The following is a 14,842-nucleotide window of genomic DNA, read 5'->3' on the forward strand; positions in this document are numbered from 1 at the left end:
AGCGTTGAGCTGGCCGCTTTGCTGACCAATGATGTAAAAATACCGAGCCTTGGGCATTCCGCTTATTTGATGGCGCCAGCTGTCAGGCCTGCTTTCCAGAAGCGTTGCAGGAACAGGAATAGCAACAGCAACGGAATCACGGAAACCAGTGCTCCAACGACTAACAGCGACATTGGCACCTTGCCATTGGAAGCAAACCAAGCCACCAAACCCACTGTCACGGGCTGCAATGAGGAGTCATTGATGACCATTGCAGGCAACAGATAGTTATTCCAGATTTCTACAAAATTGAACAAGAAGATGGTCACCAGCGCGGGCGTCATCATGCGCACACCCACGCGGAAGAAGATCCCAACTTCACTTACCCCGTCAAGACGCGCTGCTTCAATTACTTCGTCAGGTACGGACTGCGCGGCGAAGACTCGCGAAAGGTATACACCGAAGGGGCTGACGATACTGGGCAGCAGGACAGCCAATGGATTATTGATCAATCCCAGCTCTGAAAACATGAGGTACAGGGGCAAAGTGAAAAGAATCTTGGGAATTAGTACCGCTGCTAGCACCACACTGAAAACTACTTCGCGTCCACGAAAGCGGTATTTGGCCATGGCATAGCCAGCCATCGATACCAGTAACGTCCCAACCAGGGCACCGATCCCGGCATAAAATACGGAATTCATAATCCACCGCAGGAAAATTCCGTCGCGTGCCGCCAACAACTCGGCGATGTTGTTCCCCAGGTGCATTCCGTTGAACCAAAAACCTGGAGCAGCAAACTGCTCGCCCATCGGTTTTGAAGCCGACACCAGTAACCACCATATTGGTGCTAGGAAATAAATCGCAAAGCATCCCAACACGATAGTGACAATCAGCCGACTCAACAACGTAGTTTCACGATTTGATTGAACCGGTTTCACGGATACGAGCTTTCCCAGTCTGGATTTAGCAATCGTCGAGCCCGTCTCAGACTGATTGCGGTCCTGCGCGGTAGAAGTACTTATTTTCGAATCTACATGGACGCTCATGAATCGGATCCTCGACGCGGGCGCTCCGTCGCCAGGTAGGGTAAAGGCTGAGCGGATCCAACCTCTCCCAGCGTACGTCACCTCTTTGAGACAAAGCGCGCCCAGATTCACGGCCTTTGAACTTTCTACATTGTGCGCCTAAAACCAAACACGTTCAAACACCAGCCGTGCCGTAGCTCTGACAGTCCGATTACACCAAAGTTTCATTCTTCAGTCACCTTGATAGTATGGCTTCAAATGGTTAAACGTCTTTCTCCGGTCATCATGCCAACTGTCCTAATTATCGGGTTGGCCTCTTGCTCGTCGATGCCTGAGGTCGATTGGAATCAGTCACAAAACGAGGCAAGTATGTTCCTGGAGGCAGCCACGTCTGCAAAGGGATCCCTCGGTGGGGGCACCCTGCGCGTTGGCCAAGGTACTCCGGGAGATACTGATTCGGGCATCGTTCTCAACTATGACTCCGGCGCCCGGATCACGGGGATCCGCGTCAGTTGCTTCGGAGAGGGAACGCTTCGACTCGGATTCGCTACCCAGACTGGGTCCAGTTGGAGCGGCAACGATACTGTCGAAGTCATCTGCAATGGCGAGGAGAACAACGTATCGGTTTCAGAGATCCTGTCTACGGCACAGGTCGATGCGGTGCAATTCAACGGCATCCTCGGTGAGGGAACGGGTGGAGTCCTCGCCGTGGCTATCTCCGGGGTGGCGAACTAACGCCCGCTGCAGTTGCAAGTTCGGCATTCGAAATCTCCAAAGGCGAACTTACGGCGCTGATAGGCATGATTCTCAAGCAAGTACGCGCCGTTGCGTTCTCCAACCGTGACTGCGGCAGAAAAAAATTTGCCGTACCAGCAGGATGCCGAACCGGAGACAGCACGCGTCGCCGATCTGTCTCCATTTGACTGTATAGCTGGCCGACGGGCGAAACATGATTTCTACCTACATTTTTCCGCAGAGCATTGATCAATGGAAACTGTACGATCCGCCGTATAGCTGTATCAGACGCATAGTCGTCCGTCACTCCATAATGCTTGTGGCCAGCCGGCGCCAGTGCAGAAAGTCCACATCCGAACAAATCCTCGGACTATCCAAGCCATAGATGCTGCCCGCGGCCAGTTGAGGGCACAGGCAGCATCTAGGTTGTTGTCATCAAATCAGCCGTTAAAGGTGTCCGGGTTTGGGCCGGTGCGTCCATCGCGATCAAGGGCATCAATGCTTGCAAGTTCGCCGCTGGTCAATTCGAAGCCGAACAGGTCCAAGTTGGCGATGATGCGTGATTCAGTCACAGACTTCGGGATGATCACCCGGCCCTGCTGCAGATGCCAGCGCAGGATGACCTGTGCCGCGGACACCTCATGTGCCTGAGCGATGCCCACGATGGTTTCGTCGCTGAGCATTGCACCCTGAGCCAGCGGGCTCCATGCTTCGGTGACGATGCCGTGCTGCGCGTTAGCTGCAACGACTTCGCGGTTCTGCAAGGCAGGGTGGAGTTCCACCTGGTTCACGGCCGGAACGATGGTTCCTTCGGCGACCAGCTGCTCCAGGTGCTCGGGCTGGAAGTTGGAAACCCCGATGGCGCGGATCTTCTTCTCTGCATACAGCTTTTCCAGCGCCTTCCACGTCTCAACGTAGAGATTCTTTTCCGGGGCTGGCCAGTGAATCAAGTACAGGTCCAGGTAGTCCAGGCCCAAGCGCTCAAGACTTGCATCAAGGGCTTCCAGCGTCTGCTCGTATCCCATGTCTGCGATCCAGATCTTGGAGGTGATGAACAGGTCTTCGCGGGCGATGCCGGACTGGGCCAGTGCTGCGCCCATGCCTTCCTCATTGCCGTAGATCGCGGCGGTATCGATGCTGCGGTAGCCGGCCTTGAGCGCTGAACTCACTGCAGCAGTGGTCTCTTCGTTGGGAACCTGGAAGACTCCAAAACCTACCTGAGGCATTTCAACGCCATTGTTCAGCGTGATGGTTGGAATGGGGGTAGTCATGTCTAACTCCTAGAAATTGGTTGGGGACTGAACAAAACTGTGGATTAGCCAGCTGTAACCAGCTGGGGTGATGCTGCCGAAGACTTCTTGGCCAAGCCCATGGCCAGGAGAATAACGACCAGTGCGACGAGGGTAATCAGTGCGCCGACCCAGATCGGCGAGGTGTAGCCCAGGCCTGCCGCAATGCCCAGGCCGCCGGCCCATGCGCCCAGCGCGTTGCCGACATTGAACGCACCGATATTGGCGCCGGATGCCAGGGTCGGCGCATTGCCGGCGTACTGCATGATGCGGCTTTGCAGACCGGGAACGGTTCCGAAGCCGAAGCCGCCCATCAGCAGCAAAGCGATAACGGTGGCGATCTGGTTGCTCGCGAAGAATCCGAAGAGGACAAGGACCACCAGCAGTGCCGAGATGAAGATGAGCAGAGTGCGGTCGATGCTCTTGTCAGCCATGCGGCCACCGATCCAGTTGCCTGCGAACAGGCCGGCGCCGAAGAGCATCAGCAGCCACGGAACGCTGGTCTCGTTGAATCCGGTGACCTCGGTCAGGGTGTAGGCGATGTAGGTGAAGGCGCCGAACATGCCACCGTAGCCAAGGACCGTGACACCTAGGGACAGCCAGACCTGCAGCGAGGTGAAGGCCCCGAGTTCTTTGCGCAGGGAGATGCCTTCGGCTGCGTGCTTGATGGCTGGCACCAGCACGAGGATGCCGATCAGGGCGATAACGCCAATGCCGGAGATGGCCCAGAAAGTCGAGCGCCAGCCGGAATGCTGCCCCAGCAGGGTACCGAAGGGAACACCCAGTACGTTGGCCGCGGTCAGCCCGGTGAACATGATGGCAATGGCGCCAGCCTTCTTGTTGGTCGGGACCAGGTCGGCTGCCACGACCGCGCCGATGCCGAAGAAGGCACCGTGGCACAGCGCAGCAATGACGCGGCCGATCATGGCCACTTCGTACGTTGCTGCCATCGCGGTAAGCGAGTTGCCGATGATGAAAAGCACCAGCAAACCGACGAGCACCGGCTTGCGCGGCCAGCGGACGGTGGCTGCGGTCAGGCCGAGGGCGCCGGCCACCACGCTCAATGCGTATCCGGAAATGAGCCAGCCAGCTGCGGCCTCGCTGACGCCGAAGTCGGCCGCCACATCCGGCAACAAGCCCATGATGACAAATTCGGTAAGCCCGATGCCGAAGGCACCGATGGCCAACGCAATAAGACCGAGCGGCATAGCGTTACTCCTGATAGACTAGATAAATTAGTTGCACACGCTTGTTATTGCGCGATGAACACTATCGTTGCACACGCAACTAACCAGCGCAAGCAAGTACTTTTGGAGGAACCGATGGGAATCGCAGATGATGCTGTCGAAATTCGGGCAAGAGGGTGGCGCACTTTGGCGTCGTTGCACGGATTAATCGATACTGCACTTGAAAAGGACCTGACGGCGCAAGTGGGGCTCTCTGTGGTCGAGTACACACTTCTGGATGCCCTGAATCGTCAGGATGGCTGGCATATGCGCATGGCGCAGCTGGCCCGCGCCACGGCACTGAGCCCCAGCGCAACGACGCGACTGGTTACCAGGCTCGAAGACCGCAATCTGCTCTCGCGGGTGCTGTGCGCCGATGACCGCCGCGGCATTTACACCGAGCTCACTGCCACTGGCCACGAGCTGTACCAGAAGGCCAAGCCCATTCACGATGCCACGCTGGAACGCGTGTTGAAGCAGGCAGAAGAGCAGCCCGAGCTGGCGCCGCTGGCCCGCATTCTCCACGAATTCTCTGCCGCGTAGCCAATTGCTGAATCCTTGGAAGGGACCGTCCTTGCTGCATCCGAAATTTTCCGCCGTGCTTTTCGATTGCGATGGCGTCCTGGTGGATTCCGAGTCCATCACCAATTCCGTGCTCCGCCAGATGCTCATCGAGCTGGGCTGGGAGATCAGCCCCGAGCAATGCATCGAGATCTTCATCGGCAAGGCGTTGAAAGACCAGTGGCAACCCATCCTCGACCAGACCGGATTCCGCATCGACGACCAGTGGATTAGCCAGTTCCGCGCACGCCGCGACGAAGCGCTGCGCTCCGAGCTGCAGCCGATCCCCGGAGCGCTGGAAGCAGTCAAGCAGATTTCGGCGGTCTACGGCCAGAACATTGCCTGCGCCACTGGCGCAGACCGGGCCAAGGTCGAAATGCAGCTGGCCCTGGCCGGGTTCACCGAGTACTTCGGAGACCGGGTCTTCAGCGGCATGGAATGCCCACGCAGCAAACCGGCACCGGATGTCTACCTGGCCGCAGCCGCGTCACTGGGCCTTGACCCAGCTGGCGCACTGGTTATCGAGGACACGGCCACCGGGGTGGCTGCCGGGATCGCGGCCGGCGCGACGGTGTACGGCTATTCCAACGGCGGACCCACGAGCACTTCGCCCGAGCTGCTGCGCGCGGCCGGAGCAACCCAGGTGTTCAGCAGCATGGACGCACTGCCCGGCATGGCTTCCGGAGCATAATTGCCGGCTGGGCTGATCGAGTACCGCTACCCCGCCGGCCGGACCAGGACCCTGTCCAGGGATACTGCCAGCTTGCGCCAATACCCCAGCTCGTAGACGATGATCACGGTCAGCGGCGAGCACAGCAGCACCAGCAAGCAGGCCCACACCGGAACGCCCAGCTGGCTGAGCCCGGCCGCGGCCAGCGGCATCAGGAACGTGGGCAAATGCGCCCAGGTGAACATCGGGGCACCGAGCAACCAGGTCAGCAGCAGGGTAATGATGACCATGAAGGCGAAAACCGGAATCGCCAGAGCCACGATGACCACCACTGGGTCGGTAGCGGCTTCGGGATCATAGGCGTAGCCGATGGTGTGCAGCCCGGCGCCGATCGCGGCAATGGACGTGAAAAGCGCAATATGCCCGAAGATCCACGCCGCGGCCTTGTCCCGCCGCAAATGGAGCACCGGTCCGGAGGGCAGCTGGAAGTACGCCCACCACAGCGAGAAAGAAATCAGCACGCCCGCGGCGACCACCACGATGCTCTCGAAATTCCAGTTCGCCCCTTGGGAGATCGTCCGGGCAGCTGCCAAGGTTCCCACGATGCATTCGCCCAGGGCAATGATCGACATGAGCGAATAGCGTTCCGCCAGATGGTGGGCGTGCCAGGGAATACCCGATTCGCCATGGGAACGGGCCACCCGCTCCGCAATCAGCGGTGCGCTGAAATCGATGATCCAGAAGACCGCCAGGCAGCACAACGCCGGAACCAGCGAGAGCGGAAGGAAGAGGAATGAGGTCCAGCCCAGCTGGGCAATGCCCACCCCGATAGCATTGCCGCGCGCTGACATCCGGTGCTGCGGATCGTGCCGGGCCACCCGCAGCCACTGCCCGATCAGCGCCACGCGCATGACGATGTAGCCGGCGACCATCACATTGGCATCAAGCACCGCCCCCTGATCGATGGAGGCGAACATCATCGGGATGCCGACCGCCAGCACGATGACGCCCGCCATCTGCACCAAGGTCAGGCTCCGGAACAGCCAGTCGTCGTTGTCGAAGGCCGAGGCCAGCCACGCGTAATTGGCCCAGGCCCAGATGATCGACAAGCACGCGATGGCGAGGGAGATGATGGCCGGCGCATAGTGCCCCACCTCGATGCCGTGGGCCAGCTCGCTGCCGGCAATTCCGAAGGCCGTGACAAACGTCAGGTCGAAGAACAGTTCCAAGGTGGTGGCGGTCCGGTTCTGCTCCTGCGGATCGCGTCCGCGCATGCGGTGCAGGCCGTGCTGGTAGAAATCAAGAGCCGTGCTGGCGGACATCGTGCGGCTTTCTCGAAAACTCAACGGAGGACATTCACAAGAATAGGTAACCGCCAGCTGGAATTATCGCGTTGACGCCTCGGCAAATCCGCGGGGCCTACTTCCCAGCCGAATCCAGTTCATGCTTCAGCGGGAAGTACCAGCGCATGATCTTGCGCAATTTGTCCGAATCATCGCGGGCCCAGTTGCGCATGAGCTCGCCTCCGAAGGAAATGGCCGTGACCGGCTGGGCGCCGGCGGCGATCATCCGTTCGAAGGCGAAGTCGTGCGCCGCCTGGGATATGCCGCCCACCGCGTCGGCTACAGGATAGACCGCGTAGCCTTCGGAAAGCATGTCCAGGGTGGGAAAGGCGAGGCAGACCTCGGCCCACAACCCGGCCATGACCACCTTGCGCCGGCCGCTGCTTTCGATGGCCTGCCTGAACTCGGCATCCTCCCAGGCGTTGACTCCGCTGCGGTCGATTTCCTTGACCCCGGGCAGCTCGTCCTTGATCACCTGCGCGGTGCCTTGGTTGACTCCCATGTCCACGCCCACGGTCGAGAGCACCACCGGAATCCCGTACTCCGTAGCCAGCCGGCAAAGCGCCACGACATTCAGATCGATCCGCTCGCGAGTGGTGGAAGTGACCGTGCCATACTGCTCGGGCTGGAAGTCGATCAACGCCAGCACGCAATTCTCCGGAGTGAGCAAGTGATCTGCGCGCTGATCGCGAACCGGTTCCGGCGAGGTTTTCTTGGGCATGTCCAGCTCCTCATGGATCGATGAAGTTGCAAGAAACTTCGTGCGTGGCTTCAGGCTATCGCCGGCAACCGGGCCCGGCCAGTGCCCGGAGCAATTCCCCGGTCACTTCCAAGAATCCCGATCCGCGCCGGCCGGTTGCTGCTCACTTCCGGTACTGGCCGCCGGCGAGCAGCAGTCGCAGCGTCTGGCGCCCGATGCGGCCCAGCGGATCCTCCTCGGTAAGCGTTGCGGTAAGCATGGCGTAGCGCAGCGCCCATCCCCTGGACCGCTGCCACAGGTCGCTGCCCGGTTGGGCGCCGTAGCCTTCGAAAGCCGAGGCGGTGGCTTCGGCGCTGAAGTGCATCCACAGCATGCCCAGATCCGAGGCCGGGTCCCCGGCACACAAATCCCCGAAATCGATCAGCGCCGCTAGCTGGCAGCGGCCGTGCTGCTCAGTGATGACCGTATTGTGCGGATGCGGATCACCGTGCAACCACAGCGATGCCTTATCATGCGGCGCGGCGGACAATGCGTGGGACCAGAGGGCCTGCGCCGGACCTCGCAGCGGGGAGTCCAGCGCCGCAATCTGGCCGCAGGTTTTCGCATCGAGTGCGGCCAGCCCCACGCCCCGGAATTCGCTGCTTGGCGCCGCGGCTCCGGCAGGCTGGTGCAGCCGGTACAAGTACTGCGCGAATTCTCCGGCGTAGCCATCGCGCCTGCGGCGGTCCACCGTCGCGGCGCTGCGGCCCGGGACATAGGGGCAGATGGAGAACGTGAAGGGGTACTGCGGTGCGGGCCGTCCAACGAAGACCGGCATGGCGATGGGCAGGCCGGTCTCGGCGGCCAATTGCGGCAGCCAACGCCGTTCCTTGAGTCCAATGGCCTCGCCTAGTTCCCGGCGCGGCAGGCGCACCACCAGCTCAGCACCCAGCCGGTACACCTCGTTATCCCACCCGGTAGCCAGATAGGCAATGTCCTGGTTCGCCCAGTGCGGCGCCTGGCTAACCAGCAGGTGCCTGACCAGCTCCGCGTCAATTTCAACTTCGGCTGGCGGCATTCCCTTATCCGTGGAGACAGAAGAAGTCATTGCTCAATGCTAGTGCACCCCGCATGGCTCACCCTGCCGCGCGAATCGTTCTAGAATCGGTGCATGGACTCCCCTGCACCCGGCGAGCAGATCCTCGCCACGCTCCTGCTGGAGAAATTCGACCAGCTTACCGAAACCTTGGCGAGCATTCCGCAGGAACAAGCCAATAGCGCCCTGCCCGTTCACGGCAGCAATTCGCCGGTGCAGCTGGTGCTGCATTGCTGCGGGATGATGCGCCGCTGGTCTTCCACGGTCAATCTCGGCATCGAGGTCCCCCGCGATCGGGCCGCCGAGTTCACCGCGGTGATGGACAAGGAGGCTGCCCTGCAACTGGCGCATGAGGCCAGGAAGGCGTTCGCCAACGACCTGGCGCTCACGGCCATGAATGATGCTCCCGTTGCGGCCCCGCCAGGCAGGGAGAGCGAATACTGGATGGCCACTTGCCAGGGCGTGCTGCTGCATGTGCTCGAAGAGCTCTGCCAGCACTTGGGGCATCTGGAAATCACCCGGGATCACTTGGCCAAGGACGCGTCGTGAAAGGCATCCGGCAGGTCACAGTTAACCTACCCATGGCCTTTCCCGGAGCCTGAAGAGCGTCCGCGCGCTGAGCTGTCCCAAACGAGCAAGGCTCCTGTAGCAGGCAAGAACAAGAGAGCTGGAAGCCACTGGAATGCTACCAATGCCACCATGGCGGCCAGCAGCATGGCCAGCGCCGCGATTCTGGGCCATGCAGCCATGGCTACCCTCCTAGAAGCCTTCTACCGCTCAGCGGTAGTTGATTTGGTGTGAAACCCTAGCAGGATCAGTGCGCATTCGCCAGAGGCACCAAATCAAATGCCGCAGGACCGCGCGCCGCTCACAGGTCCAGATCTTCCCAATCGAAGCGGGTAGTGGTCCCGGATTCCCAATCCTGGCGCAGGATCGCGTAGGCAACCGAGGCGAGATGGCGCCCGTCGCCGGTGGGCCACGCCATCCGGTAATGCGCTTCCTTGAGGAATCCGGCGCGAAGAAAAGTCTTGCGCATCGCGAAGTTGTCTTCCCTGGTTTGGCCTTCGAAGCGCAGGGTGCCGGGGAAATCAGTGAACACCTTGGCGGTCAATTCCCTCAGTACGAGGGTACCCAGGCCTGATCCCCGGTACTTTTCCGCCAAGCGCAGGTCAAGCATGGGGGTGTCGTCTTCCAGATCTTCGAGTACTGCCATTCCCAAGCATTCTCCGTCGCCAATAATCCAGAATCCTTGGCTCTCGCTGTTCCAATATCGTCCGCTATCGACTAGTCGTCTCAGCTCCGGCTCTGTCCAGTTCCGACGGACATGGAATGGGAAGCTGTTGCTTGATAGAAAAGCGGCGATGGCACTGCTGTCTTCCGGTGCCATTGCTGTGAACGAGATATTCATGGGGCAAGCCTATAGAAGACATGCCGGATCCAGTCAGCGTAAACATGAATCCGGTGGCGACAGCACCCGGCCGAATATCTGCTTCCATGTCAGGCCGCTTTCAATGAATCCAGAATCTCTCGCGTCGAAACCACCAGCGCAAAGCCGTCTCCGTGAAGATTGGTCGCCGTGACCTGCATCAGAGTGGCTGCCGGTATTACCGTGCCGTCAGGTCCTGCCAGATCAAATGTTCGTGTGGCATCGAGAGGCACAATGATGTCAAATCCCAGATTTCCGCCCATCCGGGCGGTGTCTTCTACACACAAGTTGGTTTGGATTCCGCAAACCACGATCTTTTTGATCTGATTGGACCTCAGCCACTGGCCCAAATCCGGGGAGCCATAAAATGATGAGTTCACTGACTTGGTTACGAACAGATCAGGGGTGACCGCTTGCACCGATTCGTGAAGATTATTGCCGGGACTTTCCACGAACAAGGGCGAGTCCGAATTTCGGCTATCGTGCCTGACGATCACTATCGGCATGTTCTTTTGAGACCACTCCAAGAGAAGCCGATCAACGTTGTTCTCACATTGCGGGTAGTTGGTTGTCGGGCCCCATGAGGTGTCGTAGAAACCCTGTTGCATGTCAACCACGATCACTGCGGTCTTTGTACTTGTCATCATGCTTCTACTTCATCAGGGATCGAGGAACCCAACCAGTGGCATAAATGACATGGTTCGATAAGATTGCGCCATGTCCATTGTGGAGATTCTAATTGGGCCGGGCCGTCGAGCATTTGATATCGAAGTTGCACGTGAGGTGTACGACGACCGAACCGACCGTGGTCTCCCCCGGCCCGCAGTTCGAATCCTCGCAGCAACCACGGTCACCGCTCTTGACCCGGTTCGCTCAATACGGCGCACACATCCGCTTGCTTCGGTGGAGGAACTCGACATGATGGTGGTTCCAGGAAGCGAGAATCCGCTCGCAGAACCTCACCCGCAGGAAGTGGCAGCAGTTGCACGAGCTGCTTCCTCCGGGGTCCTTGTCGCCTCATTGTGTACCGGCGCATTCACACTCGCCGCTGCAGGACTGCTCGATGGGCGAAGCGCGACGACCCACTGGCGTTTTGCCAATGAACTTGCAAGGCGTTATCCAGAGGTCAACGTCAAGTCGAGGGATTTGTATTGTGGCGAGGACAAAGTATGGACTTCGGCTGGAGTCACCGCAGGAGTTGATCTATTACTCCATCTAGTACGTCTGGACTGGGGAACCAGCGCTGCAGAAACTATCGCGAAGGCCATGGTCACCCCTATTTTCAGACCGGGAACCCAAGCGCAATACGCGGATACCAGCATCCCTGGGAATTCATCGCCGTCAGTTGAACAACTGCATCTGGCAGTCAGCCAAGATCTTCAACGGCAATGGAACGTCCAACAACTAGCAGCGGTCTGCGCAATGTCACCACGGACTTTTCACCGGTGGTTCTCAGACGCGGTCGGGACAACACCTATTGCATGGCTCAATGATCTTCGAGTCAGCGAGGCCCAACGCCTACTGGAACAAAGCGACCTGTCGGTTGGCGCCGTTGCCCGTCAGGTTGGCTTTGCTTCTGATGATCTGCTGCGCAAGCATTTCTCGTCGCGATTGGGGATCACGCCGACCGGCCATGCAGCGACTTTCCGTCGACAACGTCCTTGATGAATTGCGCCTTGCCTCGCGCATAAGCGATCCTGTCATCCCCGACCCTCGTGGCCAAGTCCTGTTTCAGCTCGGCATATGCGGTAGCAATATTGGCGTCTTCCCTCAGTCGATCACGGAACACCAGATGCTCGCGTTCCCAGACCGAACCGAGTTGGCACACGTGAACATGCACTGTTCGGGGCTCTCCCGCGGGCGGACGAAAGAAGAGATGGCCGGTCTCCCGTTGCCGCAGCACAAGCCCCAGCGCTTCGAGGCCGCTGCGGTACGCGGACTCTTCTGAAATATCCGGAACAGCTATTTGGAGGTCGAGAACTGGTTTGGCGATGAGGCCCGGAACTGCTGTCGACCCGATATGCTCTGCAGATGCCGCGGCAGGATCAATGGCGGCCTTGATGCGCAGCATCCAATCAGCGGCCTGGTCGGCCCACGACGGATCATGCTCGACAAGATGGACAGGTTCACCACCGGGCTTATCGAACCATTCGCTATTCATCTATCCAGTATGCCTCGATGACAGAAGCCGGAAGGTGCGATTCCAGGCAGGTTCCACTTCGCCCTATCCAGCCGGCTGGCCGTTTTCACCCAGCACCGCTTCCCCGTCGGTATGCAGCGGGTTTTTCATCGTCGGCATCCACGCGCAGCGCGGCTGCATGCCCGACTCCGCTTGCCCATCCCTGATCAGCACCGTGCCCAGCATCCACTGTTCATCGTCGGTGACCTTTTCCATGGCTTCCGGTCTGGCCAGGTAGCCCATCATTTCTTGATCTTCCAGAGGCATCTCGCTCCTGGCGTTCGGGGCAGAATAGACGGGGATCGACACGGAAATGGTGTCGCCCTTTGCCTCCGGGTGGCAGTATCCACCGTCGCCTCCAAGAGCGTCCGTGCGCACGAGGTAGTACTGGTCATCGCCGGAATACTGTTTTACGCCTACCGTTCGAACCTGTTCCAGCGGGCCATTTTCCGCGCAGGCAGTATTCTGGAAATCGCTGCGCAGGTACTCAGTGACCTTGACGCCCTGCGTGGCTGGCACCACGCTCGCAACGGTGGATCCGCAATTATGCGAATAAGCGATCTCGCCGGGAACCTGGACTGGCCCCTCCTCCGTCGCAACCCAGGCAACGAAGTGCTCCCAATAGGCATTGCCGGACGTGCTGATGAACGATGCGACGGCATCGTCTACGCCGTCGCCATCCAGATCCGCGTAGACTATCTTGCCCAGCTCATAGCTGTTGAATTCATCGCTGGCTTTCGAATTCTCAAGACGGATCTTCGAGGGTTTGCCATCGAGCGCCATCGGATCCATCCAGGTTGCGTTTCCAAGATCCGCATCTCGCAGGGATTCGATCCCAGGTTCTTCCTTGCTCGGCGAAGGAACTACCGTTGGCGTTGAGGATTCCAGGTCCGGCTCTGGTTCGCTGCACCCAGTGAGCAGCAGCCCAACCGCGGCCACCGTGCTGAAAATTCTTGCTCCACGAGATGCATTGATCATGTTTAGATGATAACTGAATATAAAAACGACTCATAAAAACTTGTGCCATCAAGACCGCTTGCGCGTAATGCTTGTTAAAAAAACGCCAGCCTCGGACTTCACGATTGGAAGTCCGAGGCTGGCGCCAGGGTTTGGAGTCCGGGGACTAGAGTCCCAGCTTCTCCATCACGATTTCGCGCACGCGGCCGGCGTCGGCCTGTCCGCGGGTGGCCTTCATGACAGGGCCCATCAGCGCACCGATGGCCTGCATCTTGCCGCCCTTGATCTTCTCGACCACATCAGGCATGGCAGCCATGGCATCATCCACGGCCTTGCCCAAGGCATCATCGTCATTCACCACAGCCAAGCTGCGCCTCTCGACGATTTCGCTTGGGGTGCCTTCGCCGGCGATGGCGAATTCCAGCACCTGGCGGGCGATCTTGTCGTTGATCTTTTTCGCCTCGATCAGCGAGTTCAGCTCAACGATGGTCGCAGCGCTCACGCCCAGATCGGCGATGTCCTTGTCCGCGGCCTTGGCCAGGCGGGCGATCTCGCCCATCCACCACTTGCGGGCCACAGCGGCGCTGGCGCCAGCGGCAATGGTCTGCTCGATCTCGTCGAGCACACCGGCGTTGACCACGTCGCGGAATTCCTTATCCGCGTAGCCCCACTCGGCCTTCAGGCGCTTGCGGCGCTCGGCTGGCGGTTCCGGCAGGCGGCCGCGCAGCTCTTCGACCCATTCGGCGGTGGTGACGATAGGCACCAGATCCGGCTCCGGGAAGTAGCGGTAGTCATCGGCATCCGACTTCGGGCGGCCCGAGGTGGTCGAACGGGTGTCCTCATGCCAGTGGCGGGTTTCCTGGACGATCTTCGCCCCGGAATCCAGCACCGCTGCGTGCCGCTCGATCTCGAAGTGCACGGCGTGCTCCACCGCGCGCAGGGAGTTCACGTTCTTGGTTTCGGTACGGGTGCCGAACTTCTGGGCGCCCTTGGGCATCAGCGAGACGTTGGCATCGCAACGCACGTTGCCGCGTTCCATCTTGGCATCCGAAACGCCCAGGTTCTTCACGATTTCGCGCACGGCGGCCACGTAGGCTTTGGCCAGCTCGGGAGCGCGCTTGCCGGCACCCGTAATTGGCTTGGTCACGATCTCCACCAGCGGAACACCAGCACGGTTGTAGTCAACCAGCGAGTAGTCCGCACCCTGGATGCGCCCGGCAGCGCCACCCATGTGGGTCAGCTTGCCGGCATCTTCTTCCATGTGGGCGCGTTCGATCTCGACGCGGAAGACTTCGCCGTCTTCCAGCTCGATGTCCAGGTAGCCGTCGAAGGCAATTGGATCATCGTACTGGGAGGTCTGGAAGTTCTTCGGGGTATCCGGGTAGAAGTAGTTCTTGCGGGCGAAGCCGCACTTCTGCGCGATCTGGCAGTTCAGTGCCAGGCCGATCAGGATGGAGTACTCCACGGCGGTCTTGTTGACTACCGGCAGCACGCCGGGCAGGCCCAGGTCTACCGGGGTGACGTTGGTGTTCGGGGCATCGCCAAAAGCGTTCGGCGCGTCGGAGAACATCTTGGTCTTGGTGTTCAGCTCAACGTGGACCTCGAAGCCCAGGACCGGGTCGTAGCGATCCAGCGCCGTATCGAAGTCGACCAGTTCATCGGTGTAGTTGCTCATGG

General features: G+C 59.7%; 17 protein-coding genes. 5 read left to right on the forward strand and 12 right to left on the reverse strand.

What is annotated here, in order from left to right:
- Positions 1-62: 62 nt before the first annotated feature.
- Positions 63-1,025: a carbohydrate ABC transporter permease gene (locus tag ACIQTS_RS07675; protein WP_332595285.1), complete on the reverse strand. Its 963-nt coding sequence runs from the start codon at positions 1,023-1,025 to the stop codon at positions 63-65.
- Positions 1,026-1,373: 348 nt separating this feature from the next.
- On the opposite strand from ACIQTS_RS07675, the gene ACIQTS_RS07680 reads away from it, so the two are divergent.
- On the forward strand, positions 1,374-1,739 hold the full coding sequence (locus ACIQTS_RS07680; protein ID WP_105657172.1) for a hypothetical protein: 366 nt from the start codon (positions 1,374-1,376) through the stop codon (positions 1,737-1,739).
- A gap of 440 nt (positions 1,740-2,179) precedes the next feature.
- Here the strand turns inward: ACIQTS_RS07680 and ACIQTS_RS07685 are convergent, their stop codons facing one another.
- Entirely contained in the window at positions 2,180-3,010 is an 831-nt protein-coding gene (locus ACIQTS_RS07685; protein ID WP_402472443.1) for an aldo/keto reductase, read from the reverse strand.
- A 44-nt stretch (positions 3,011-3,054) separates the two neighbouring features.
- The gene (locus ACIQTS_RS07690; RefSeq protein WP_402472446.1) at positions 3,055-4,236 is read right to left on the reverse strand and encodes an MFS transporter; all 1,182 of its coding nucleotides are present in this window, start codon (positions 4,234-4,236) and stop codon (positions 3,055-3,057) included.
- Between the two features lie 114 nt (positions 4,237-4,350).
- On the opposite strand from ACIQTS_RS07690, the gene ACIQTS_RS07695 reads away from it, so the two are divergent.
- Entirely contained in the window at positions 4,351-4,797 is a 447-nt protein-coding gene (locus ACIQTS_RS07695) for a MarR family transcriptional regulator (RefSeq protein ID WP_332503593.1), read from the forward strand.
- 55 nt (positions 4,798-4,852) lie between these two features.
- Positions 4,853-5,506 (forward strand): HAD family hydrolase, encoded by a 654-nt coding sequence (locus tag ACIQTS_RS07700; RefSeq protein WP_400290256.1) that lies wholly within the window; start codon positions 4,853-4,855, stop codon positions 5,504-5,506.
- 26 nt (positions 5,507-5,532) lie between these two features.
- Here the strand turns inward: ACIQTS_RS07700 and ACIQTS_RS07705 are convergent, their stop codons facing one another.
- The 3 genes from ACIQTS_RS07705 to ACIQTS_RS07715 form a co-directional block, all read right to left on the reverse strand.
- Positions 5,533-6,807 (reverse strand): low temperature requirement protein A, encoded by a 1,275-nt coding sequence (locus ACIQTS_RS07705; protein ID WP_402472450.1) that lies wholly within the window; start codon positions 6,805-6,807, stop codon positions 5,533-5,535.
- Between the two features lie 97 nt (positions 6,808-6,904).
- On the reverse strand, positions 6,905-7,549 hold the full coding sequence (locus ACIQTS_RS07710) for an isochorismatase family protein (protein ID WP_402472452.1): 645 nt from the start codon (positions 7,547-7,549) through the stop codon (positions 6,905-6,907).
- Between the two features lie 142 nt (positions 7,550-7,691).
- Positions 7,692-8,615: an aminoglycoside phosphotransferase family protein gene (locus ACIQTS_RS07715; protein ID WP_400290249.1), complete on the reverse strand. Its 924-nt coding sequence runs from the start codon at positions 8,613-8,615 to the stop codon at positions 7,692-7,694.
- Between the two features lie 63 nt (positions 8,616-8,678).
- Here ACIQTS_RS07715 and ACIQTS_RS07720 point away from each other — a divergent pair, with 63 nt between their 5' ends.
- Complete coding sequence (locus ACIQTS_RS07720; RefSeq protein ID WP_402472454.1) at positions 8,679-9,152, forward strand: DUF664 domain-containing protein; 474 nt, start codon at positions 8,679-8,681, stop codon at positions 9,150-9,152.
- A 26-nt stretch (positions 9,153-9,178) separates the two neighbouring features.
- Here the strand turns inward: ACIQTS_RS07720 and ACIQTS_RS07725 are convergent, their stop codons facing one another.
- From ACIQTS_RS07725 to ACIQTS_RS07735, 3 genes are all read right to left on the reverse strand, one after another.
- The gene (locus ACIQTS_RS07725) at positions 9,179-9,352 is read right to left on the reverse strand and encodes a hypothetical protein (protein WP_402472457.1); all 174 of its coding nucleotides are present in this window, start codon (positions 9,350-9,352) and stop codon (positions 9,179-9,181) included.
- A 119-nt stretch (positions 9,353-9,471) separates the two neighbouring features.
- Positions 9,472-10,011 (reverse strand): GNAT family N-acetyltransferase, encoded by a 540-nt coding sequence (locus ACIQTS_RS07730; protein ID WP_402472460.1) that lies wholly within the window; start codon positions 10,009-10,011, stop codon positions 9,472-9,474.
- Between the two features lie 89 nt (positions 10,012-10,100).
- On the reverse strand, positions 10,101-10,676 hold the full coding sequence (locus ACIQTS_RS07735) for a cysteine hydrolase family protein (protein WP_402472462.1): 576 nt from the start codon (positions 10,674-10,676) through the stop codon (positions 10,101-10,103).
- Positions 10,677-10,746: 70 nt separating this feature from the next.
- On the opposite strand from ACIQTS_RS07735, the gene ACIQTS_RS07740 reads away from it, so the two are divergent.
- Positions 10,747-11,694: a GlxA family transcriptional regulator gene (locus tag ACIQTS_RS07740; RefSeq protein ID WP_402472465.1), complete on the forward strand. Its 948-nt coding sequence runs from the start codon at positions 10,747-10,749 to the stop codon at positions 11,692-11,694.
- Here ACIQTS_RS07740 and ACIQTS_RS07745 read toward each other — a convergent pair.
- The 3 genes from ACIQTS_RS07745 to gatB form a co-directional block, all read right to left on the reverse strand.
- On the reverse strand, positions 11,648-12,190 hold the full coding sequence (locus ACIQTS_RS07745) for a GrpB family protein (protein ID WP_402472467.1): 543 nt from the start codon (positions 12,188-12,190) through the stop codon (positions 11,648-11,650). The genes ACIQTS_RS07740 and ACIQTS_RS07745 overlap by 47 nt on opposite strands.
- A gap of 63 nt (positions 12,191-12,253) precedes the next feature.
- Complete coding sequence (locus ACIQTS_RS07750; protein ID WP_402472470.1) at positions 12,254-13,186, reverse strand: hypothetical protein; 933 nt, start codon at positions 13,184-13,186, stop codon at positions 12,254-12,256.
- 145 nt (positions 13,187-13,331) lie between these two features.
- The gene (gatB, locus tag ACIQTS_RS07755; protein WP_402472473.1) at positions 13,332-14,840 is read right to left on the reverse strand and encodes an Asp-tRNA(Asn)/Glu-tRNA(Gln) amidotransferase subunit GatB; all 1,509 of its coding nucleotides are present in this window, start codon (positions 14,838-14,840) and stop codon (positions 13,332-13,334) included.
- Positions 14,841-14,842: the final 2 nt, after the last annotated feature.

It is taken from the genome of Glutamicibacter sp. NPDC090743 (genome assembly GCF_044769125.1).
GTDB lineage: Bacteria > Actinomycetota > Actinomycetes > Actinomycetales > Micrococcaceae > Glutamicibacter.